This window comes from Streptomyces sp. NPDC015661 (assembly GCF_043077765.1).
In the GTDB taxonomy this organism is placed as follows: domain Bacteria; phylum Actinomycetota; class Actinomycetes; order Streptomycetales; family Streptomycetaceae; genus Streptomyces.
In genome coordinates this window covers 216,807-239,624 of record NZ_JBIBST010000007.1, presented here as the reverse complement: position 1 = coordinate 239,624, position 22,818 = coordinate 216,807, and the positions used below count along the sequence as shown (strand labels likewise).

Annotated in this window: 17 protein-coding genes and 1 tRNA gene; 14 read left to right on the top strand and 4 right to left on the bottom strand. The window is 70.8% G+C overall.

Translation table 11 applies throughout. The features are described from left to right. The first annotated feature begins 201 nt into the window (after nucleotides 1-201). Both ACF07V_RS20500 and pntB read left to right on the top strand, forming a co-directional pair. Complete coding sequence (locus ACF07V_RS20500) at nucleotides 202-1,728, top strand: Re/Si-specific NAD(P)(+) transhydrogenase subunit alpha (RefSeq protein ID WP_392155991.1); 1,527 nt, start codon at nucleotides 202-204, stop codon at nucleotides 1,726-1,728. Between the two features lies 1 nt (nucleotide 1,729). After that, nucleotides 1,730-3,148, top strand: a complete 1,419-nt coding sequence (gene pntB / locus ACF07V_RS20495) for a Re/Si-specific NAD(P)(+) transhydrogenase subunit beta (RefSeq protein WP_392155990.1) — start codon at nucleotides 1,730-1,732, stop codon at nucleotides 3,146-3,148. A 99-nt stretch (nucleotides 3,149-3,247) separates the two neighbouring features. Here pntB and ACF07V_RS20490 read toward each other — a convergent pair whose 3' ends face one another. Continuing rightward, complete coding sequence (locus ACF07V_RS20490) at nucleotides 3,248-5,527, bottom strand: ADP-ribosyltransferase domain-containing protein (RefSeq protein WP_392155988.1); 2,280 nt, start codon at nucleotides 5,525-5,527, stop codon at nucleotides 3,248-3,250. 132 nt (nucleotides 5,528-5,659) lie between these two features. Between ACF07V_RS20490 and ACF07V_RS20485 the strand changes: the two genes are divergently transcribed. Beyond that, on the top strand, nucleotides 5,660-6,217 hold the full coding sequence (locus ACF07V_RS20485; RefSeq protein ID WP_392155986.1) for a PadR family transcriptional regulator: 558 nt from the start codon (nucleotides 5,660-5,662) through the stop codon (nucleotides 6,215-6,217). A gap of 78 nt (nucleotides 6,218-6,295) precedes the next feature. Then, entirely contained in the window at nucleotides 6,296-8,020 is a 1,725-nt protein-coding gene (locus tag ACF07V_RS20480; protein WP_392155984.1) for an acyl-CoA dehydrogenase family protein, read from the top strand. A 10-nt stretch (nucleotides 8,021-8,030) separates the two neighbouring features. Here ACF07V_RS20480 and ACF07V_RS20475 read toward each other — a convergent pair whose 3' ends face one another. Both ACF07V_RS20475 and ACF07V_RS20470 read right to left on the bottom strand, forming a co-directional pair. Then, the gene (locus ACF07V_RS20475) at nucleotides 8,031-8,348 is read right to left on the bottom strand and encodes an SCO0607 family lipoprotein (protein ID WP_392155982.1); all 318 of its coding nucleotides are present in this window, start codon (nucleotides 8,346-8,348) and stop codon (nucleotides 8,031-8,033) included. 144 nt (nucleotides 8,349-8,492) lie between these two features. Further along, nucleotides 8,493-9,359: a serine protease gene (locus ACF07V_RS20470; RefSeq protein ID WP_392155980.1), complete on the bottom strand. Its 867-nt coding sequence runs from the start codon at nucleotides 9,357-9,359 to the stop codon at nucleotides 8,493-8,495. 224 nt (nucleotides 9,360-9,583) lie between these two features. Between ACF07V_RS20470 and ACF07V_RS20465 the strand changes: the two genes are divergently transcribed. From ACF07V_RS20465 to ACF07V_RS20425, 9 genes are all read left to right on the top strand, one after another. Further along, nucleotides 9,584-9,862, top strand: a complete 279-nt coding sequence (locus tag ACF07V_RS20465; protein WP_392155979.1) for a polyprenyl synthetase — start codon at nucleotides 9,584-9,586, stop codon at nucleotides 9,860-9,862. After that, complete coding sequence (locus tag ACF07V_RS20460; protein WP_392155978.1) at nucleotides 9,855-10,907, top strand: polyprenyl synthetase family protein; 1,053 nt, start codon at nucleotides 9,855-9,857, stop codon at nucleotides 10,905-10,907. Before ACF07V_RS20465 ends, ACF07V_RS20460 begins: the two co-directional genes overlap by 8 nt. 22 nt (nucleotides 10,908-10,929) lie before the next feature. Continuing rightward, entirely contained in the window at nucleotides 10,930-12,093 is a 1,164-nt protein-coding gene (locus ACF07V_RS20455) for an oxygenase MpaB family protein (RefSeq protein WP_392155976.1), read from the top strand. 111 nt (nucleotides 12,094-12,204) lie between these two features. Then, nucleotides 12,205-12,289, top strand: a tRNA-Leu gene (locus ACF07V_RS20450). Nucleotides 12,290-12,373: 84 nt separating this feature from the next. Next, complete coding sequence (locus ACF07V_RS20445) at nucleotides 12,374-12,883, top strand: hypothetical protein (RefSeq protein WP_392155975.1); 510 nt, start codon at nucleotides 12,374-12,376, stop codon at nucleotides 12,881-12,883. A gap of 108 nt (nucleotides 12,884-12,991) precedes the next feature. Next, nucleotides 12,992-14,809: an ABC transporter ATP-binding protein gene (locus tag ACF07V_RS20440; RefSeq protein ID WP_392155974.1), complete on the top strand. Its 1,818-nt coding sequence runs from the start codon at nucleotides 12,992-12,994 to the stop codon at nucleotides 14,807-14,809. Between the two features lie 271 nt (nucleotides 14,810-15,080). After that, entirely contained in the window at nucleotides 15,081-17,117 is a 2,037-nt protein-coding gene (gene recQ, locus ACF07V_RS20435; RefSeq protein WP_392155973.1) for a DNA helicase RecQ, read from the top strand. Nucleotides 17,118-17,288: 171 nt separating this feature from the next. Further along, nucleotides 17,289-18,257 (top strand): hypothetical protein, encoded by a 969-nt coding sequence (locus ACF07V_RS20430; RefSeq protein WP_392155972.1) that lies wholly within the window; start codon nucleotides 17,289-17,291, stop codon nucleotides 18,255-18,257. Between the two features lie 62 nt (nucleotides 18,258-18,319). Further along, on the top strand, nucleotides 18,320-18,829 hold the full coding sequence (locus ACF07V_RS20425) for a hypothetical protein (RefSeq protein ID WP_392155971.1): 510 nt from the start codon (nucleotides 18,320-18,322) through the stop codon (nucleotides 18,827-18,829). Between the two features lie 4 nt (nucleotides 18,830-18,833). Here ACF07V_RS20425 and ACF07V_RS20420 read toward each other — a convergent pair whose 3' ends face one another. Further along, the gene (locus ACF07V_RS20420) at nucleotides 18,834-20,135 is read right to left on the bottom strand and encodes a YhgE/Pip domain-containing protein (protein ID WP_392155969.1); all 1,302 of its coding nucleotides are present in this window, start codon (nucleotides 20,133-20,135) and stop codon (nucleotides 18,834-18,836) included. Nucleotides 20,136-20,288: 153 nt separating this feature from the next. Between ACF07V_RS20420 and ACF07V_RS20415 the strand changes: the two genes are divergently transcribed. After that, nucleotides 20,289-22,805 carry an ATP-dependent Clp protease ATP-binding subunit gene (locus ACF07V_RS20415; RefSeq protein ID WP_392155967.1) on the top strand — a complete coding sequence of 839 codons (2,517 nt, stop codon included), beginning with the start codon at nucleotides 20,289-20,291 and terminating at the stop codon, nucleotides 22,803-22,805. Nucleotides 22,806-22,818 lie beyond the last annotated feature (13 nt).

Genomic DNA, 22,818 nt, shown 5'->3' with positions numbered 1-22,818 from the left:
CGACCGGGCATTCGCACCTCTGTTCTCATGTGCGGCGGCGCCACTCCCGGACGTCCTGTCGAGGTGGTGTGGGATGGATCACGGCTGGCAGGCTTCCGGTGGAGGCGGTAGTGGCCCGATTCTGGGCGGGTCCAGAAGTCGAATCGGAGTCGGGTTCGTAGACAGGCCGTCGACGCCAACGCCAGCGAACGGAGCACACTCGTGATTGTCGGAGTCCTCAAGGAGGCGCGGGCAGGTGAGCGCCGCGTCTCGGCCACACCGGCCACGATCGAGCCGATCCGCAAACTGGGGTACGACGTGGTCGTCGACTCCGGCGCGGGTGCCGCGGCGGGCTTCACCGACAGCGCCTACGAGGCCGCAGGGGCGCGCATCGGCGACGCGACGGCCGCGGACGTGGTGCTGGGGGTCAACGCCCCGACCCCCGAGCAGTTGGACCGCGTGCGGGCGGAGGCGACCGTGATCGCGTTGTTCGCCCCGGCGTTCGACCCCGCGATGGTCGAGGAGCTGGGCCGCCGGCCGTTCACGGCGCTGTCCATGGACGCCGTGCCGCGCATCAGCCGGGCGCAGTCCATGGACGTGCTGTCCTCGATGGCGAACATCGCCGGCTACCGGGCCGTGGTCGAGGCGGCGCACGTGTTCGGCCGCTTCTTCACCGGTCAGGTGACGGCCGCGGGCAAGGTGCCGCCGGCGAAGGTGCTCGTCGCGGGCGCCGGCGTCGCCGGTCTGGCCGCGATCGGCGCGGCCGGGTCGCTCGGCGCGATCGTACGGGCGACCGACCCGCGGCCCGAGGTGGCCGACCAGGTCCGGTCGCTGGGCGGCGAGTACCTGTCGATCGAGTCCCCGGAGGTCGAGGTCTCGAAGACGGGCTACGCCAAGGAGATGGGCGACGACTACAAGGCGCGCGAGGCCGAGCTCTACAGCGCGCAGTGCCGTGAGGCCGACATCGTCATCACCACCGCGCTGATCCCCGGGCGTCCCGCGCCGACGCTGATCACCGCGGAGATGGTGGCGGGCATGAAGCCGGGCTCCGTGATCGTCGACATGGCGGCGGCCAACGGCGGCAACGTGGTGGGCACCGTGAAGGGCGAGACGGTCCTCACGGAGAACGGCGTGACGATCATCGGCTACACCGACCTGGCGGGCCGGCTGCCGGCGCAGGCCTCGCAGCTGTACGGCACGAACCTGGTGAACCTGCTGAAGCTGATGACGCCGGGCAAGGACGCGGAGCTCGTCCTCGACTGGGACGACCCGGTGCAGCGCTCGATCACCGTCGTACGCGCGGGCGAGTCCGCCTGGCCGCCCCCGCCGGTCCAGGTCTCGGCGGCCCCCGCCCCCGCTGCCGGGACGGTCGAGGCGAAGCCGTCGCCGAAGAAGGAGCCGATGACGGCGCAGCGGAAGTTCGGCGGGGTGACCCTCGGCGCGCTGGTGCTGTTCCTCGCCGCCGCGTTCGCGCCGGCGGCGCTGCTGCCCCATGTGACGGTCTTCGTGCTCGCGATCGTGATCGGCTTCTACGTGATCGGCCATGTGCACCACGCCCTGCACACACCGCTGATGTCGGTGACGAACGCGATCTCCGGGATCATCGTCGTCGGCGCGCTCCTGCAGATCGGGCACGCGAGCACGGCGGTCACGGTGCTGTCGTCCGTCGCGATCCTTCTGGCCAGTATCAACGTCTTCGGCGGCTTCGCGGTGACGCGTCGCATGCTCGCCATGTTCAACCGGAGCTGACATGTCTGCGACCATTGCCGCACAGGCGGCCTACCTCGTTGCCGCGCTGTTGTTCATCCTCGCGCTGGCAGGACTCTCCAAGCACGAGTCCGCCCGGCTCGGCAACGCGTTCGGCATGCTCGGCATGGGCGTCGCGCTCGTCGCGACGGTCGTGCTCGCCATCGACGGCGACATCAGCACCGCGGGCCTCGGGCTGATGGCCGTGGCCATGCTGATCGGCGCGCTGATCGGGCTGCAGCGCGCCCGGGGCGTCGAGATGACCGGCATGCCCGAACTGATCGCGCTGCTGCACTCCTTCGTCGGGCTGGCCGCCGTGCTGGTCAGCTGGAACGGCTTCCTGAACGTCGAGCACGACCCAGACGGCCACGAGGCCGAGGCCCTGGACGCGCTCGGCACACTGGGCATCCACCACGCCGAGGTGTTCATCGGCCTGTTCATCGGCGCGGTGACCTTCACCGGCTCGATCGTGGCGTACCTGAAGCTCTCGGCGAAGATCAGCTCCAAGCCGCTGATGCTGCCGGGCAAGAACGTGCTGAACCTCGGCTCGCTGGGCCTGTTCGTCGCCCTCACGGTGTGGTTCGTGATCGCGCCGGAGCTGTGGCTGCTGATCGTCGTGACGGTCCTGGCGCTGGCCCTGGGCTGGCACCTGGTCGCCTCGATCGGCGGCGGTGACATGCCGGTCGTGGTGTCGATGCTCAACAGCTACTCCGGCTGGGCCGCGGCGGCCTCCGGCTTCCTGCTCGGCAACGACCTGCTGATCATCACCGGCGCGCTCGTCGGCTCCTCCGGTGCCTACCTGTCCTACATCATGTGCCGGGCGATGAACCGCTCCTTCCTCTCCGTGATCGCCGGCGGCTTCGGCATCGAGGCGCCCTCCGGAACGGACGTCGACTACGGCGAGCACCAGGAGATCACCGCCCAGGCCGCCGCCGAACTGCTGGGCGCGGCCCGGTCCGTGGTCATCACCCCCGGCTACGGCATGGCCGTGGCGCAGGCGCAGTACCCGGTCGCGGAGCTCACCGCGAAGCTGCGGGCGAAGGGCGTCGACGTACGGTTCGGCATCCACCCGGTCGCCGGCCGCCTGCCCGGCCACATGAACGTGCTGCTCGCCGAGGCCAAGGTGCCGTACGACATCGTCCTCGAGATGGACGAGATCAACGACGACTTCGCCGACACGGACGTCGTCCTCGTGATCGGCGCCAACGACACGGTCAACCCGGCCGGGGCCGAGGACCCCAGCAGCCCGATCGCCGGAATGCCGGTCCTCACCGTCTGGGAGGCCAACCAGGTCATCGTGTTCAAGCGCTCGATGGCCTCCGGCTACGCGGGCGTGCAGAACCCGCTGTTCTTCCGCGAGAACACCGCGATGCTCTTCGGCGACGCGAAGGCCAGGGTCGAGGACATCGTCGGCGCCCTCTGACCCCCGGCCCGCGCCCCGCCGGATCCCCTCCTGAGCCGACCGCGGCCCAGGAGGGGATCCGTCACAGCTCGTCCGGCGTCCCGACCGGGCGGCCCCGGACTAGGACACCAGTCCCTGGCCCTCCAGTTCCGTCAGGCGGACCGTGCACAGGCCGCCGCGTTCGGTCTTCACGTCCGTCACCTTCAGCTGGGTGCCCGGGGTGAGGATGTACTCCTCCTCGCCCGTGAACGCCGAGAAGCGGCGGATCCCCACCGCGCGCGCCGGTGTCACCTCGAAGAGGGTGCGGCGGCCGCGGCTGCCGAGGAAGGCGCGGGCCACGCTCGGCTCGGAGGTGCAGGACGAGACGCCCCACCAGGTCACCGTGCGCCCCAGCGGGTACTGGGAGCGCAGGTCCAGGGCCACGCCGCGCCACAGGGGCCGCGTCTGCGCCGGCAGCTCGGCCACGGCCGAGAACAGCAGGCGCAGGTACGGCAGGTACGGGGTCAGCCTCTCCCGGTCCGGGGACCTCAGTACCGCGTTGATCTCGCGGTAGAACGCCGACTCGCACGTGTACAGGTACAGCGCGGAGATCGCGTCGGCCGACAGGCCCCCCGAGGCCTCCGGTTGTGCCGTCCTCGTCTCCGCGAACCGGGTCGACCGATCGACGTACCCGTCCAGATTCGCCAGCACCCGCGTCACCGGCTCGACGGCCTTCCGGAAGTCCATCAGCGGCGTGTCGAACACTCCGGTGATCGGCGGCAGGACGAGCCCCTCGTCCTTGACGCTCGTGAGCCGCTCCAGATAGAGCTGGTGCAGCTCCATCGTCGACGCGATGAACGCGCCCATGCGCTCGGAGCCGGCGGCGTCGGTCGTGTGCTGGTTCCAGCCCTTGCTCGGCAGCCAGTCGACCGGCTCCGCCCCCACCGCCGCCAAGGCGTCGTTCACCTGGGCGAAGTGGTCACCTTCGCAGAAGATGTCCCCCTGGGCCGCCGGGTTCGCGTGGTCCAGGTGCCGGACCTCGACCCCGGGGTACTTCTTCTCCAGCCGCTGGACGACCCTCTTCAGGCTCCTGGCGTGCGCGCCCCACCAGGCGAACACCACCCCGCGGTCCTCCTCCCCGGCGTCCTGCTTCGCCCGGAGGATCTCCTCGACGATCTGCTCGGCCACGGGCCGCCAGAAGGACGTGTGCTGATCGGTCGGCACAGCCCCGTCCGCACTGGCCGTCAGCGAGGCGTTCAACAGGAGCACGCCCTGGGTGAGCATCGCCTGGAACCACTCCGGCGGCTGGACCGTGTCCTCCTTCTTCAGCAGCGCCCGGACGTCCGCGATCGGCGTCTTCTTGACGATGCCGTACTTCCACATCGCGGCCGCCTTGATGATGCAGCGAATGCTGACCACCCGGCCGAACTGACTGTCCTTCCAGTCGTGGAAGGTGTTGTCGAACATCGCGATGCCCGTCGCGCTCTCCGCCCGCGGATACGGGTTCTGCCCGAAGGCGACCACCTTCCACTTGTGCGGCGGATGCGGCTTCAGCGCCTGGAACGTCAGCTCCCGCACCGGAACCACCTCCGGGCTCCGCTTCGGGCCGATGAAGGCCCCGGCCCCCGGCAGCGCCTCGATCACCGGGCCGAGCAGCGGCAGCCACGGCTCACCACCGCCCTTGAACAGCTCGGCCAGCCCCAAGGGGTCGTCCGAGGGCGCCGGAGAGGGCGTAGGGGAGGGCGTAGGGGAGGGCGCGGGGGAGGGCGTCCGGGGCGGAGTCTTGATCCGCACCCGCTGCGCCGGGCCCGCGGCCTCGATGTCCTCCAGCTGACCCAGTACCGCCGCCCGCAGCTCCTCGTAGTCCGCGAATCCGTGGTCGTGGAACAGCGTGTAGCCCGTCCACATCAGATTCGCGCACACCTGCGCGGGCACCTGACCCGTCCGCGCGCCCATCCCGACGAGTGCCACCGACCGGATGCTGCCGGGCTTCGCCAGGTTCTGCAGGTGGACCGCCTGGAACGCGGCCGCGCACGCCAGCGCCACGTTCATCGTGTCGCTGACGTTCTGCGAGGACTGCCGCATGGTCGGCGTCGAGATCAGATACCTCGGAACGGCGGCCCCGGACGGAACGCACACCGCGCTGCCCACCGGCAGGCTCCCGCCGAACCGCTCACGGATCGCCCGCTGCACCCGCACCTGGACGCCGGCGCCGAGGTGCCGCTTGACGACGGCGTCGACACCCCCGTCCATCCGGCCCCGGGCGTTGGTGGGGGACACCCACGCGTCGACGTCCTCGTCCACCAGGGATCCCCGCCGGATCTCGACCTCCGGCGTGTCCGCGAACGCGGACTTCCAGGCCGTCACCACCTCGTCGTTGACGTCGACGAGAACGACCTTCAACGCACGCTCGACACCCACGAATTCCCCCTCCTCGTGCCCTCTTCCGAACGTTCTCGAAGCTATCGCCCACCACTGACAACGCCCGTGAGCCGTGTCTCATCGCTCCGGTCCGCCTTGCTATGCAACTCGTTGCATAGCAAGATCGGGCGCATGGCGCTCGACCACGCGATCCTCGTCTCCCTGCTCGAGAAGCCCGGATCCGGCTACGAGCTGGCCCGGCGCTTCGAGCGGTCCATCGGGTACTTCTGGACCGCCACCCACCAGCAGATCTACCGCGTGCTCAAGCGCATGGAGAGCGACGGCTGGGTGGACGTCCGGGACGTGCCGCAGCAGGGCCGCCCGGACAAGAAGGAGTACTCCGTCGCCGGGCCCGGCCGGGACGCGCTCTCCGCGTGGCTGGCCGCACCGATCGAGCCCGAGAGCGTGCGGCACGACCTCGCCGTGAAGATCCGCGGTGCCGCCTTCGACGATCCGGCCGCACTCGTCGGCGAGGTCGAGCGGCACCGGCAGGCGCACACCGACCGCCTGGAGCACTACCTCGCGGGCGAGGCCCGGGACTTCCCGCCGTCCGGCACCGACGGTCCGCTCGACGCCGAGCGGGAGCTGCAGCACGCGGTGCTCCGCGGCGGCATCGCCTACGAGCGGATGATGATCGCCTGGCTCGACGACGTCCTCGCCACGCTCGCCCGGTTCGAAACCGGGCGCTGAACCGACCTCCCGTACCACCACACCCGTATCACCACCACACCCTCATCACCCTCGTCCCGAGCCGGAAAGGCGGACGTCATGGCCGACCCGCTGCTGTTCAACCCGCACACCTACGACCCCGCCCACTTCGACCCGGAGACCCGCCGGCTGCTGCGCGCCACCGTCGACTGGTTCGAGGCGCGCGGCAAGCGTCGGATCATCGAGGACTACCGGACCCGGGCCTGGCTCGGTGACTTCCTCGCCTTCGCCGCGGAGGAGGGGCTCTTCGCGACCTTCCTGACGCCGTCCTCCGCCGCCGGTGAGGACGAGGGCGACAAGCGCTGGGACACCGCCCGCATCGCCGCCCTCAACGAGATCCTCGGCTTCTACGGCCTGGACTACTGGTACGCCTGGCAGGTCACCATCCTCGGCCTCGGCCCGGTCTGGCAGAGCGACAACGCCGCCGCCCGCGCCCGCGCCGCCGAACTCCTCTCCCAGGGGGAGGTGTTCGCCTTCGGTCTCTCCGAGAAGTCCCACGGCGCCGACATCTACTCCACCGACATGCTCCTGGAGTCCGACGGCGCGGGCGGCTTCCGTGCCACCGGCTCCAAGTACTACATCGGCAACGGCAACGCCGCCGGGCTCGTCTCCGTCTTCGGCCGCCGCACCGACGTCGAAGGCCCCGACGGCTACGTCTTCTTCGCCGCCGACAGCCGCCACCCGGCGTACCACCTCGTCAAGAACGTCGTCGACTCCTCGAAGTACGTCAGCGAGTTCCGCCTGGAGGACTACCCGGTCGCGGCCGAGGACGTGCTGCACACCGGCCGCGCCGCCTTCGACGCCGCCCTCAACACCGTCAACGTCGGCAAGTTCAACCTGTGCACCGCCTCGATCGGCATCTGCGAGCACGCGATGTACGAGGCCGTCACGCACGCGCAGAACCGCATCCTGTACGGCCGGCCGGTCACCGTCTTCCCGCACGTGCGGCGCGAGTTGACCGACGCGTACGTCCGGCTCGTCGGCATGAAGCTGTTCAGCGACCGCGCCGTCGACTACTTCCGCACCGCGGGACCCGACGACCGCCGCTACCTCCTCTTCAACCCGATGACGAAGATGAAGGTGACCACGGAGGGCGAGAAGGTCATCGACCTGATGTGGGACGTCATCGCCGCCAAGGGCTTCGAGAAGGACAACTACTTCGCCGAGGCCGCCGTGGAGATCCGCGGTCTGCCGAAGCTGGAGGGAACGGTCCACGTCAACCTGGCGCTGATCCTGAAGTTCATGCGCAACCACCTCCTCGACCCGGTCGCGTTCGAGCCCGTCCCGACCCGTCTGGACGCGGCCGACGACACGTTCCTCTTCCGTCAGGGGCCGGCCCGCGGTCTCGGCGCGGTCCGTTTCCACGACTGGCGCCCGGCCTACGACACGTACGCGCACGTGCCCAACGTCGGCCGTCTCCGCGAACAGGCCGACGCGCTCTGCGAGTTCGTGCTCAAGGCGGCCCCCGACGAGGAGCAGAGCCGCGACCTGGACCTCCTCCTCGCCGTCGGTCAGCTCTTCGCGCTCGTCGTCCACGGCCAGCTCGTCCTGGAGCAGGCCGCCCTGACCGGTCTCGACGAGGACGTCCTCGACGAGCTGTTCGCCGTCCTCGTCCGCGACTTCTCCGCGCACGCGGTCGAGCTGCACGGCAAGGACTCCGCGACGGAGCAGCAGCAGCTCTGGGCGCTCGGCGCCGTCCGCCGCCCCGTCGTCGACGAGGCGCGGTCGGGGAGGGTCTGGCAGCGCGTCGAGGCGCTGTCGGGGGCGTACGAGATGACGCCCTGAAACGATCCGCTCATTCCCCGGGCCGTCGAGGTGCCGGCGCGCCCGTCGTCCGGCCCTCGGCGTCCACGATGACCGTGCTCCAGTGGCGGTCCCAGGGGTCGCCGACGTACTCGGGCACCTGGCCCTCGGGGTAGCGGACCCAGCCCTCCGGCGGCTCCTGGCCGTCGGCCACGCAGTCCTGGCCGTCGGTGTTGCCGACCGCCTTGACCGGGTAGCGGCCGGAGCCGCAGACGCGCTCCTGACTCGTGCAGCCCGTCAGGAGGAGGGCCGCGGTCAGGCCCGCGACGACGAGGACGGGAAGGGGGCGGCGGTTCTGCTGGGTGGTCACGTGCACTGGCCTCTCTCGCTGGTGCACCCAGTCTCGGCGAGAGCGGCAACCTCGTGATGAGTACGCGTACTCACCTGGTGGTGAGTCGTGCGCCCGCTCCGCGGGCCGACCGGTTACGGCCGGTCCGCGGAGCGGGCGGGGGCGTTACGGCTTGGGCAGGACGCAGCCGGCGCGGTTCAGGTCGATCACGTTCCCGGGACCGATGCAGGGAACGATCGTGTACGTCTCCTGGGCGTAGTTGATGCCCTGGCGGACGGTCACGGTGCCGTTCTCGTCGACCTCGCACGGGTTGTTCACGGTGCAGCTCTCACCGTTCTCGTTGCCCGTGTTGTTGACGGCGACGACCTTGCCGGTGGCCGTGTCGATCACCGGCGAGCCGGAGGTGCCGCCGATGGTGTTGCACGAGGAGGTGTAGCGGACCGAGTCCTTCCAGGTCCAACCGCCCTCCTTCAGGCGGTAGACGAAGCCGTCGATGCTGCAGTTGTAGATCCGCTTCCAGTACCCGGAGACCACGCTGATCGACGAACCCTGGGTCGGGTGGGCGTCGTTGAGGGTGAGGGCGCTGATGCCGTACGTGCTCTGTATCTGCGCGTACGTCTTGGTCAGCTGGTAGATCGAGATGTCCGTGTCCGTCATCGTGCCGTACGCGATCTTGCTGGCGCGCAGCGTCCCGACGCCGGTGCCGGCCGAGTTGAGCAGGGTGAACGAGCGGCTGGAGCGCTTGTTCAGGACGACCTGGCCCGCCGTCGGCATGCCGGTCTCCAGGCAGTGCCCGTTGGACAGGACCAGCGCGGGGTCGGACGGCAGGGAGCTGGGGGTGCGGACGACGGAGCCGGAACAGTTGCTGAGCGCGACCGTTCCCGCGAAGTCGACGGCGGCCGCGGCCTGTGGCTGGGACGCCGCGGCCGGTGCCTGGGCGACCGTCTCCGTGGGCGCGGAGGCCGCGGCCGGGACCGCCGCCGCTCCGGTCAGGAGCAGGGCGAGCAGGGCGCCGGCGAGAGGCTTCTTCATGTGGGGGTTCCCCTCTGAATGACCGTGCAACCGAGAATCCTTCGGTTGTCATGTGCATTCTTTGAAGGGAGTTGCCCAAGTGGCAAGAGGGCGTGCGGTGTTGGGTGGGGCGGCCATGTCCACCTTTCGGCGAAATGATCACTCGTTCGTGAGTTCCGCCGTCCTTTCCGCACGTCCGGCGCGAGTCTGGGAGGAGTGACGTCGGCGCTTGGGCGGGAGTGGGTGTGACGCGAGAGACGGGATCCCGTGGGGGCCTCGACGATCGGGCGGTGTTACTGGCGGCGGGCCTCGCGGACCTGGCGGTGAGCACGCTGGGGTCGGGCCTCGGGCTCGTCCGGGGGCTGCTGCGGCGGTCGGACGCCGCCGAGGTGGCGGCCGAGGCGGAGCGGGACCTGGAGGCGCGCGGCCGGCTCGTACTCGACCGGTACATGTCCCCGCCCCCCGCCCACCTGGAGGTCCTCGCCCGGCACGTGCTGGCGCGACGGGCCGGCGACGGTGGCTGAGGGATGGGAGTCGGCCGCGTTCAAGGCGCGCGTCGACGACGTGCTGCGGAGCCATGTCGCGCGGGAGGCCGACGGACTCACCGCGGTCGACCCGGCTCTGGGTCCGGTGGCCGAGCAGCTGGAGGCGGCCGTCGCCGACGGCAAGCGGCTGCGCGCGGCGTTCTGCTACTGGGGCTGGCGCGCGGTGGGGCAGCCCGACAGCGACGCCCTGGTGCGGGCGGCGTCCGCCATGGAGCTCGTGCACGCGGCCGCCGTCGTCCACGACGACCTGATCGACGACAGCCCGCTGCGCCACGGCCGGCCCACCGCGCACATCGCCCTGCGGACGGCCCTGGAGCACCACCCGCGGCCCGCCGCGGGAGCCCGGTCGCTCGCGATGCTCGTCGGCGACCTGCTCATGTCGATCGCCGGGCAGCTCTTCGTCACCAGCGGCCTGCCCGCCGCCTACCTCGGCCGGGCCCGCCCGCTGTGGGCGGCGCTCGCCCGCGACCTCGTCGCCGGTGAGTGCCTGGAGATCCTGCACACCGGTGCCGCCCCCGACACGACGGCCTCGCTGAAGGTGATCCGCTACAAGACCGCCAAGTACACCGTCGAGCAGCCGCTGCTGATCGGCGGCGCCCTGGCGGGGGCGGGCGGAAGGCTGCGCGGAGGCTACTCCGCGTACGGGGTGCCGCTCGGCGAGGCGTTCCAGCTGAGGGACGACCTGCTGGGATTGTTCGGCGACCCGGAGACCACCGGCAAGGCCGGCGCCGACGACGTGCGCGGGAACCGGCCCACGGCCCTGTTCGCCGAGACCTGGCGGCTCGCCGGTGACGAGGAGCGCGGGCGGCTGCGCGAACTGCTCGCCCGGCGCGAGCCCGACGGGGACGCCCTGGAGGCCGTACGCGAGGTGATGCGGCGGCTGGAAGCGCCCGAGCGGGTCGAGGCCATGATCACCGAGCGGGTCGGGGAGGCCCTCCGCGCCCTCGACGAGCTGAACCTGCCCGCCGCCCCCGCCGCCGCGCTCACCGCCCTGGCGCACGCGGCCGCGGTCCGCCGTTCCTGACGCAGAACAAGGAGCCCTGCCCATGAGCATCACCGAGGCGTCGATGGACGCCCTGCGGCGGACCGGCGACGAACTCGCCGACGCCACCGTCGCCACCCTCTTCGAACGCGGGGAGGTGGGCACCTTCAACACCCTCATGCGGTACGTGTCCACCGCGGGATCCCCGCTGCCGGACGGGCTGCCCGAGGTCGCCCGGGAGTACCTCCACGCCACGAGCGCCCCGCCGTCCTGGGTGGACTGGGCGGAGATGGAGAAGGCCCGGCTGTTCTTCATCGACAACAACGTGCACATCTCCACCGCGCTGTCCTTCGCCTCCATGCCCGCCTGCTACCTCGTCCCGCACGTGGCGAAGCTGCTGTCGGCGACGCACGGTCTGAAGTACCCCTCGAAGCGGATGGCGGAGACCGGCCAGTTCACCGTTCATCTGATGCAGCCCGACGCCTTCGAGGCAGGGAGCCGCTTCATCCCCGCCGCGCAGAAGGTCCGCCTGCTGCACGCCTCCATCCGGCACCACCTCCGGCGCGAGAACCGCTGGGACGTCGAGGCCCTGGGGGTGCCGATCTGTCAGGAGGACATGATCGGCGGGCAGATGTTCTTCTCGATGCTGGTCCTCGACAGCCTGCACCGCCTCGGCATCCACATGTCCTCCGAGGGGGCCGACGCCTACTACTACGCCTGGCGCGTGGTCGGCGCCATGCTGGGCGTCGACCAGGACGCCGTCCCCAGGACGCTCGACGAGGCCCGCCGCTTCCTCGACCTGTACATGATCCGCCACATGGGCCCGTCCCCCGAGGGCGTCCATCTCACCCGGCAGCTGATCGACCTCTACGAGGAGGTCGTCCCCGGCACCTTCTTCGACCCGATCGTCTCCGCGCTCATCCGCTACCTGGTCGGCGACACCTGCGGCGACTGGCTCGACGTGCCCCGCACCCGTTGGGACACCGTCGTGAAGTCCGTCCCCCACCTCCTCGGCGTCCTGGAGACCATCGAGGACCGGTCACCGCTCGGCGCCTGGGCCCTGGACCGCCTCGGCCACCTCACCACCGTCCTCGAACTGTCCTCCCTCACCCGGGGCCGCGTCATGCACTACGCGATCCCCGAACACCTGAAGAAGGACTACGGACTCCCGTCCGGACCGCCCCGCACCCGCCGCTGGACCCCGCCCGCCGCCACCGTCTCCCCGTGACGCACGTCCAGCACCGCGCTGACCACCGGAAACGTGGGTGAAGAGCACCCCGGAAGCCTGGTAGATTGTTCTCTGTCGCCGCGGGGGAAACCCCGGAACGACAATCACCCGGTCCGGGTGGCGGAATGGCAGACGCGCTAGCTTGAGGTGCTAGTGCCCTTTATCGGGCGTGGGGGTTCAAGTCCCCCCTCGGACACAGAGAACACACCATGTGGTGGTCGGGATCATCCCGGCCACCACATGGTGTTTCCGTATGTCGTCACGGGGAACCGGGGGGCCGATGATTCTGGGTGATCCGCGCCGTACGGCGGTCGGCGTCCTGATGGTGCTGAGCCTCGTCGCCGGCTGCGGCGGCGTGGCCGAGCCGCCGACCCGCACGGCCTCGCAGCAGCCGCCGGAGGCTGAGGTCAGGACGGACCGCGCGCCGGTGGAGCAGCGGTTTCCGCAGTTCGGGAGGTTCACCGGAGTCGAGTGGGCCGCAGCGCCCCTCGGTCAGGCGGACTCCCGCGTGCCCGGGCCCACCGACGTCCGGTTCTCCGGTGTGGCGACCCTGGCCGAGGCGGACGTCCGGCGACTCCTGAAGGAGTACGACTGGGTGCCCGCCGAGAAGCCGCCGGCCGTCCTCGGCGGCATCGCGCCCAAGGTGCCCGGGGGCACGGCGTGGCGGACGAGCGAGGAGTTCACGTCCGAGGTCACCCGGGACGTGTACACCGGGGAGTTCCACCTGGATCCCGCAGCGGGGCTCATGGTCTTCGACACCGTCAACGCGACGGCCGCCGAAGGGTCCTGACCGACCGAGCCCCGACCGGACGGTCGGACGGAAAATGCTTGGACCGGGAAAGCGGTCGCGCGGGAGACTCCCTTTACTCACCTTCGGTACGAGAACACAGGGTTGGGTATGGGATCACCGCAATCGCGCGAAGGTCTGCCGAACAGGGGTTCGGTGCTTCTCGCAGTCCGCTTCTACGGACGGGAACTGGTCCGCCTCCGATGGCTGGCCGCTCCCGCCCTGCTCCTGCCGGCACTCGGCAACATCGCCACGAACTACATCTCCCCCCTCGTCGTCGCCAAGCTCGTCGGCCGGATCGCCGGCGGCGGCACCGGCGAAGGAATCGACGAGCTCCTTCCGTACGTCCTCGTCTTCGCCGGGGTCCTGCTCCTCGGGGAGGCCCTGTGGCGGGTCGGAATACACTGCCTCAACCGCCTCGACGCCCGCGGCATCGAGAACCTCTACGTCATCGGCATGGACGAACTGTTCGCCAAGGACGCCGCGTTCTTCCACGACAACTTCGCCGGCTCGCTCACCAAACGGGTCCTCAGCTTCGCCTCCCGCTTCGAGGAGTGCGTCGACACCCTGACCTTCCAGATCGTCGGCAGCATCGTGCCGCTGATCTTCGCCTCCGTCGTGCTCTGGCAGTACGACCCGCTGCTCGTGGTCGGACTCGTGGTCCTCCTCGTGTTCACGGGCGCGTGCGTGACACCGCTGATCCGGCGCCGGCAGGCGCTCGTCGCCCAGCGCGAGCAGGCGATCGCCCGGGTGTCGGGCCACGTCGCCGACGCCCTGACGAACATGGACACGGTCCGGTCCTTCGGGGCCGAGAGGCGCGAGGCCGCCGAGCACCGCTCCCGGGTCGCGGAGTCGCGGCGGCTCACCCTGCGCTCCTGGGACTACGGCAACCTGCGCATCGACACGATCGTCGCGCCGATGTCCGTCCTGACGAACGTCCTCGGACTCGTCCTGGCCGTCGCCCTCGGCGGGGGACAGCACGGTGTGGAGGCCGTCATCGTCGCCTTCACCTACTACGCCAACGCGACCCGGATCATGTTCGAGTTCAACCAGATCTACCGGCGCCTGGAAAGCTCGATGACGGAGGCCGCGCAGTTCACCGAGCTCCTCCTCGACGAGCCGACCGTCCTCGACCCGGAAACCCCGGAACCCCTCCGCCCCGAGGACGCCCAGGTGCGGTTCGAGAAGGTGTCCTTCGCCCACGCGGGCGCGAAGCCGCTCTTCGAGGACCTCGACCTGGACGTGCCCAGCGGCGCGAAGATCGGATTCGTGGGCCGCTCCGGCGGCGGCAAGACCACGCTCACCCGGCTGCTCCTCCGGATGACCGACATCGACGGCGGCCGGATCACGATCGGCGGCCAGGACATCAGCAGGCTCCGGCAGACCGAACTGCGCAGCATGATCGCGTACGTGCCGCAGGACCCCGCGATGTTCCACCGCACCCTCCGGGAGAACATCGCCTTCGCCCGGCCGGACGCCACCGACGCCGAGATCCGGCGCGCGGCCGAGGCGGCGCACGTCACCGAGTTCGCGGACGCGCTCCCCGAAGGCTTCGACACCATGGTCGGCGAGCGCGGCGTGAAACTGTCCGGCGGCCAGCGCCAGCGGGTCGCCCTCGCCCGGGCGATCCTGCGCGACGCGCCGATCCTCCTGCTCGACGAGGCGACCAGCGCCCTGGACTCCGAGAGCGAGGTCCTCGTCCAGGACGCGCTGTGGGCGCTCATGGAGGGACGGACCGCGCTCGTGGTGGCCCACCGGCTGTCCACGGTGGCCACGATGGACCGGCTCGTCGTCCTCGACCGCGGACGGATCGTCGAGCAGGGCACCCACCAGGAGCTGCTCACCGCCGAGGGCGCCTACGCGAGGCTGTGGCAGCACCAGTCGGGCGGCTTCCTGGACGACAGCCCCGCGGGGGCCGGGGTGCACTGACCTCGGCTTTCGCGGGGGTCGCGGTGCACTGACCTCGGCTTTCGCGGGGGTCGCCGTGCACTGACCTCGGCCTTCGCGGGGGTCGCCGTGCACTGACCTCGGCCTTCGCGGGGGTCGCGGTGCACTGACCTCGGCTTTCGCGGGGGTCGGCGTGCGCTGACCCCGGCCTTCACGGGGGCCTGGGCGCCCCGGTGCCGGCCTTCGCGGGGGTTTTCCACAGGTTGGTCCCGGGCGGGGCCGGGGTGCCGGTGCGGGCGGCTAGGCTTCAGAAATGGTCCTTTCCGACGCCTCTGCCGCTCCGGCCGCTCCTGACACTCCCGACGCCACCGCCGAGATCTCCGACGCCGCCCGGGTGCTCCACCGTGTCTTCGGCTACAGCTCCTTCCGCGGGGAGCAGCAGGAGATCATCGAGCAGGTCGTCGGCGGCGGTGACGCGCTCGTCCTGATGCCGACGGGCGGCGGCAAGTCGCTCTGCTACCAGATCCCCGCCCTGGTCAGAGCGGGGACGGGCGTCGTGATCTCGCCGCTCATCGCCCTGATGCAGGACCAGGTGGACGCGCTCAGGGCGCTCGGGGTGCGGGCCGGCTTCCTGAACTCGACGCAGGACCCGTACGAGCGGCAGGCCGTCGAGCAGGCCTTCCTCGCGGACGAGCTGGACCTGCTCTACCTGGCCCCGGAGCGGCTCCGCACCGAGGGCACCCAGCGGCTGCTCGACCGGGGCACGGTGTCGCTCTTCGCGATCGACGAGGCACACTGCGTGGCCCAGTGGGGCCACGACTTCCGGCCCGACTACCTCGCCCTCTCCATGCTCCACGAGCGGTGGCCGAAGGTGCCGCGGATCGCGCTGACGGCGACGGCCACGGAGGCCACCCACGCCGAGATCGCGAAGCGGCTCGGCCTGGAGGACGCCCGGCACTTCGTCGCCGGCTTCGACCGGCCGAACATCCAGTACCGCATCGTCCCGAAGAACAACCCGGTCAAGCAGCTCCTGGAGCTGATCAGGACCGAGCACGACGGGGACGCGGGCGTCGTCTACTGCCTGTCGCGGGCGTCGGTGGAGAAGACGGCGGCCGCCCTCGTGGAGCACGGCATCGACGCCGTCCCGTACCACGCCGGCATGGACGCCGGGACGCGCGCGGCGAATCAGGCCCGCTTCCTGCGGGAGGACGGGGTCGTCGTCGTGGCGACCATCGCCTTCGGCATGGGCATCGACAAGCCGGACGTACGCTTCGTGGCCCACCTCGACCTGCCCAAGTCGGTCGAGGGCTACTACCAGGAGACCGGCCGCGCGGGCCGTGACGGGGAGCCGGCCACCGCCTGGCTGGCGTACGGCCTCCAGGACGTCGTCCAGCAGCGCAAGCTCATCGACGGCTCCGAGGGCGACGAGACGCACCGCCGCTCCCTCGCGATGCATCTGGACGCCATGCTCGCCCTCTGCGAGACGGTCGACTGCCGCCGGGTGCGGCTCCTGGAGTACTTCGGCCAGTCCGGCACGCCGTGCGGGAACTGCGACAGCTGCCTGACGCCGGGCGAGTCCTGGGACGGGACCGTCGCCGCGCAGAAGCTGCTGTCCACGGTGTGGCGGCTCGCCAAGGAACGGCGCCAGAAGTTCGGCGCCGGCCAGATCATCGACATCCTCCAGGGCAAGAGGACCGCCAAGGTCATCCAGTTCGACCACGACCAGCTGTCGGTGTTCGGCGTCGGCTCGGACCTGGGCACCGCCGAGTGGCGCGGGGTCGTCCGCCAGCTCCTCGCGCAGCGGCTGCTCGCGGTGGAGGGCGACTACGGGACGCTCGTGCTCACCGAGGAGAGCGGCGAGGTCCTCGGCGGGCGTCGGCAGGTCCCGATGCGCAAGGAGAAGGCGGCCGCCCCGGCCCGAAAGGAGTCCGGGGCCCGCTCCGGCAAGGGCGCCCGCGTGCCGGTGGATCTGCCGGCGGCCGCCGTGCCCGTCTTCGAGGCCCTCCGTGCCTGGCGGGCCGCGACCGCCCGCGAGCAGGGCGTGCCGGCGTACGTCGTCTTCCACGACGCGACGCTGCGCGAGATCGCGACCCTGATGCCCGGCACCGTCGAGGAGCTCGGCACCGTCGGGGGCGTCGGCGAGGCCAAGCTCGGCAAGTACGCCGAGGGCGTCCTCGACACCCTGGCCCAGACCGGCGGCGCCGGGACGGGCACCCCGTCCGCACCTGCCGCAGCCGCATCGCCGGTGCCCGCTGCCGCGCCTCCGGTGCACGACGCCGGGCCGTCCTACGACGAGGAGCCGCCGTTCGACCCGGACGAGTTCGAACCGCCGTGGGACGAGGACGAGTAGCCCCGGGCATTCCCCGTTGACGGAGGCCGTGTCGGAGAGATCCGACACGGCCTCCGTTCTTGTTTCCGCGAGCTCCCGGGGTGGCTCTGACCAGCTGTGACAGCCGGGTATCCTGCTCTCCGACCGAACCAAGCCCCCACCGGGACCAGTCATGTGAGGATCCCTCAGTCGATGGCGAGCAGCCACCACAGAAACACGCGCATATGCGCGGCTCTCGCCGTCACCGCCCTTGGCCTGACCGGGTGTTCCACCGGGCAGGAGACGGGGACCGCCGCGCCGACGCCCGCCGCCACCGTCGCCGTGCGCTCCGCCGCCGACGCCTCGGCCTGGACCCTGCCCATGCAGGCGTACCGCCCGACGGCGGAGCAGGGCAGGACCCTTGCCCGCGCGGAACAGAAGCTGGTCGGCCAGTGCCTCAAGGGCTTCGGGATCGCCTGGAAGCCGGCCCCGGAGCTGCCCGCGATCGGCCCGAAGAACCTGCTCGACTGGCGGTACGGCATCCATGACGCCGGAATGTCCGCGAAGTTCGGCTACCAGGTCGACCCGGTCCAACAGGCCCGCTACGACGAGGCGTTGCGCGCCGCCGACGCCCAGCCGCAGCTCTCCGCCGACGAACAGATGGTCATGGGCGGCACCGACATGCCCGCCGAACTCCTGGAGAGGGTCGGCCCCGAGGCCCGGCGCGGTTTCCACGACGGGCGGAAGATCCCCGAGGGTGGCTGCTTCGGCGAGGCACGTCGGACCCTGGGCGCGGGTTCGACGCTGGGCGTCTCCCCGCTGGTGCAGCGGCTCACGAACGAGTCGTACCCCACCTCCATGGAAGACCCGTCGGTGAAGGCGGTGTTCGGACGCTGGTCCGCCTGCATGAAGGCCAAGGGCTTCACGTACCCGGCTCCCATGGCCGCCAACGACGACCCCCGCTTCCGGCCGAGTCCCGGGGGCGCGTCCCGCGTCGAGATCGACACGGCGCTCGCCGACATCGACTGCCGGGCCACGCACCGGGTCGCGGAGGCCTGGCACGAGGCGGAGACCCGGATCCAGCGCGCCTCGATCGCGCGCAACGCGACGGCGCTCGCGGCGGACCGCCGCACCCTCGACAGCAGCCTGCGCAAGGCGGCGGACGTCCTCGCCCGCCCCTGACCCTCAGACCTCTTCTCTTGTCTGTTTCTGTTTCTGTTTCGACGATCACTGTGGAGACCCTTGTGAAGACCTCGACCACCGTGCGGCGCACCCGCCTGCGCACCGCCTTCGTCGCCGCCGTGATGGGCGCCTCCGTCCTCTCCGGCACGGGCATGGCCCACGCGGAGGGCAACCCCACCGCCTACATCAGCAGCGACGAGGACACGATCATGTCGAGCCAGAAGTGCGCCGGCTCGTCGGAGGAGTTCCGCTTCCGCCTCTACTACAGCCCCAACTACTCGGGCGCCTGGGTCAACATCGGCCACGACATCTACGACATGCTGGCGCTCAAGATGCCGTACACCACGCCCGTGCCGCTCCGCTTCTGCCCCAACACCGGCTCGGGCAGCGGCCAGGCCGCCGGCAACAACGCGGCCTCCGCCTACAACTGGTACGACGGCTACTCGGCCAACGTGTACTACAGCGCCGGCTACAAGGGTGCCTACGACTACGTGGGCAGCCGCTCCGGCGTCTCCACGCTGGTGAACACCCGGAACGACAACCGCTCCATCAAGTTCAGCGTCTCCTGGTAGTCGCTCACTCGGGCTGCGGCGTGAGGCGCCGCAGCCCCCTGCGGTCGTAGTAGTGCGTCATGGCGAAGCCGAACGCCAGGGCCGCTGCCGTACCGACCGCGATCATGATCCAGCCGCGGGCGAGCCCCGCGTCGGCCCGGGCGTCGAAGTACAGGATGGACCGGACGCCCGAGCTGAGCTGGTGCATCGGCTCGAAGACGCCCAGGAAGCGGTAGAACGCGGGGGTCGCCTCCAGAGGGACGGTCGCCCCGGAGGACGGCAGGGCCAGCGCGATGAAGATGAACATGGACACGAGCTGGCCGATGCCGCCGAAGGCGGCGTTGATGGCCTGGACACCCAGACCGACGGCCACCGTCGCGCAGTAGGAGAAGAGCCACAGCATCGGCAGGTGGTCGGCGTCCATGTCCAGGATCCCGATCGTGGCGATCATGACGAGCGTGGTGGTCAGGAGCGCGATCCCGGCGGTCATCAGCATCTTCAGGACGAGTGTCTGGGTGCGGCTGATCGGGACGGTCGGCCGCCGGGTGTGCCAGGGCCCGAGCTCGCTGTCGGCGTAGCCGAGCGCGGTGTCGACGCCGGCGTTGACGAGGTTCCCGCCGATGAAGCCGCCCAGGACGAGCAGCAGGGTGTAGTAGAAGGCGGTCAGGCCGAGCCCGCTGTGCCGGCCGATCGGATGGCCGACACGGGTGACGACCGCGACGGGGTCGGCCAGCAGCGTCCGCGTGGTCGGTACGTCGGAGGTGGCCGCGAGCTGCTTGCCGATGGTCAGCGAGGCCTGGTGCGCCGCGCCCTGGTTGATCTGGGCCGCCAGTGACGAGCCGAGGCTGCCGAGACCGGGGTTGGTGAGCACGGTGAGCGTCGGGCGTTCCGTCGCCCGGTTCGTGGTCAGCGCCGCGACGGAGGCGGTGAAGTCCGGCGGGACGACCAGGGCGCCGAAGACCTTGCCCGAGGCCAGTGCGTCCTGGACCTCCGCGCCGTCGAGGCGGCGCCAGTCGATGGTGGTCTTCGAGTTGCCCACCAAGGCGACCGAGTCGGTGATCTGCTTCCCCAGGCTCTCCGACTGACCCGGCAGCGGGCGGCCCTGGTCCTCGTCGACCAGCGCGATGGGCAGCCGGTCCAGATGGTCGTTCGGGCTGAGGATGCCCCCCATGTAGAGGAGCGACAGCAGCAGCGACACCAGGGCGCACAGGACGGTCGGTACGAGCCACAGCTTGGCGTGCCGGACGAGCGCGGAGGCACGCACCTGAGGGCCGGGCCCGGGGCCGGGCTCGGGTTCCGGGGCGTTCGGGGGGATCGCGGAGGTCATGGGCCCATCGTCGACGGCCGGGCCGCGATCCGGGCATTCCGGTCGCCCATGCGGGTGGGTGTGTCGGGCGCGCGGCCGGTCCGCTCCGATTGCGGAGGTGTGGGCGCCGGGTTTGAGTGGGGGCGACCCCTTTTCGCGCTTTCAGGAGCTGCCATGTCGATGGCGTTCGGTTCGTCCTTCGGTTCGTCGGATCCGTTCAGCGACCTGTTCAACCGGTTCTTCGGAATGTCGCCCGCGTCCTCGCCCCCGGCGGTGCAGCGCGTGCCCATCGGACGGCTGCTGACCGAGTCCTCCCACGAACTGCTGAACACCGCGGCGCGCAAGGCCGACGAGGACGGCAGCTCCGACCTCGACACCGAACACCTCCTGTGGGCGGCGACCCAGGTCGAGCCCACCCGGCGGCTGCTCTCCCAGGGCGGGGTGAACCCCGACAAGCTCGCCGAGCAGCTCGCCCAGGTCCTGCCCCGGGAGTCCGCGGAGCCGTCCGCCGAGCCCGGACTCACCCCGGCGGCCAAGCGGACCCTGGCGACCGCCCACGCCTACTCGCAGGCGGCGGGGGTCTCGTACATCGGCCCCGAGCACATCCTCAGCGCCCTCCTCGGCGACGCGGACTCCGGCGCCTCCCGCTTCCTGCGGGCCGAGGACCTGGACGTGAAGAAGCTCCGCGGCCCCACCGACCAGGCGGCCCGCCCGGAGCAGGGCGGCGCCCCCGCCGCCGCGAAGCAGCCGGCCACGACCCTCGACGAGTACGGCCGCGACCTGACCGAGGAGGCGAAGGCGGGCAAGCTCGACCCCGTCGTCGGGCGGGCCGACGAGATCGAGCAGACCATCGAGATCCTCTCCCGCCGTTCCAAGAACAACCCCGTGCTCATCGGCGAGCCCGGCGTCGGCAAGACCGCCATCGTGGAGGGCCTCGCCCAGCGCATCGTCGCGGACGAGGTCCCCGACACCCTGAAGGGCAAGCGGGTCGTCTCCCTGGACCTGTCCGGCATGGTCGCCGGAGCGCAGTACCGGGGACAGTTCGAGGAACGCCTCAAGAAGGTCATCGAGGACGTCCAGGAGGCGAGCGGCGACATCATCCTCTTCATCGACGAGCTGCACACGGTCGTCGGCGCGGGCGCCACCGGCGAGGGCTCGATGGACGCGGGCAACATGCTCAAGCCCGCCCTCGCCCGCGGCGAACTGCACGTCGTGGGCGCCACCACCATCGACGAGTACCGCAAGCACATCGAGAAGGACGCCGCCCTCGAACGCCGCTTCCAGCCCGTCCTGATCCCCGAGCCGACCGTCGAGGAGACGGTGCAGATCCTCGAAGGACTCCGGGACGCGTACGAGGCCCACCACCAGGTCCGCTTCGCCGACGGGGCCCTCGCGGCGGCGGCCGAACTCTCCGACCGCTACATCAGCGACCGGTTCCTGCCCGACAAGGCCATCGACCTGATGGACCAGGCCGGCGCGCGCGTACGGCTCCGCAGCGGCGGGCGCTCCACCGAGGTCGTCAGCCGCGAGGACACGCTCGCGAAACTGCGCCGGGAGAAGGACCAGGCCGTCGCCGCCGAGGACTTCGAGAAGGCCAAGGAACTCAAGGACCGGATCGCGGAGGTCGAGGGCGAGCTCGCCGGGATCGAGGAGCGCCGCGAGGGCGTCGTCTCGGTCACGGCCTCCGACATCGCCGACATCGTCTCCCGCCGCACCGGCATCCCCGTCTCGCAGCTCACCGCCAGCGAGAAGGAGAAGCTGCTCAAGCTGGAGGAGGAGATGCACGCCCGGATCGTCGGCCAGGACGAGGCGGTCACCGCGGTCTCCGAGGCCGTACGCCGCAACAGGGCGGGCATGGGCGACCCGAACCGGCCCGTCGGCTCCTTCCTCTTCCTTGGGCCCACGGGCGTCGGCAAGACCGAACTCGCCAAGACCCTCGCCGAGCTGCTCTTCGGGGCCGAGGACCGCATGATCCGCTTCGACATGAGCGAGTTCCAGGAGAAGCACACGGTCGCCCGGCTCGTCGGCGCGCCTCCCGGATACGTCGGCTACGAGGAGGCCGGCCAGCTCACCGAGAAGGTCAGGCGCCAGCCGTACAGCGTCGTGCTCTTCGACGAGATCGAGAAGGGGCACCCCGACGTCTTCAACACGCTGCTCCAGATCCTCGACGACGGCCGCCTCACGGACGGCCAGGGCCGCACGGTCGACTTCCGCCACTGCGTCGTCATCATGACGTCCAACATCGGCGCCCACCGCATCCTCGCCCACGAGGGCGACGCGGCCGACCTGCGGGACGACCTGATGGAGGATCTGAAGGGGCGCTTCCTGCCCGAGTTCCTCAACCGCATCGACGACATCATCGTCTTCCACAGCCTCACCGAGGAGGACCTGTCGGAGATCCTCGACCACCTCCTCGACCGGAGCAAGCACCGCGTCCACGCCCAGGGCATGACCCTGGAGGTCACCGAGGCGGCGAAGAAGCTCCTCGTCGCCCACGGCTACCAGCCGGCGTTCGGCGCCCGGCCGTTGCGCCGCACGATCCAGACGGAGCTCGACAACCGTGTCGCCTCCCTGCTGCTCGGCGGCGAGGCGGACCCCGGCGACACGATCGTCGCGGACGTCGTCGAGGACTCGCTGCACTGCACGGTCCGCAAGCCCGAGGCCGTGGGGAGCGGCGCCGCGGCGGCCTGACGGCCGCCGCGCA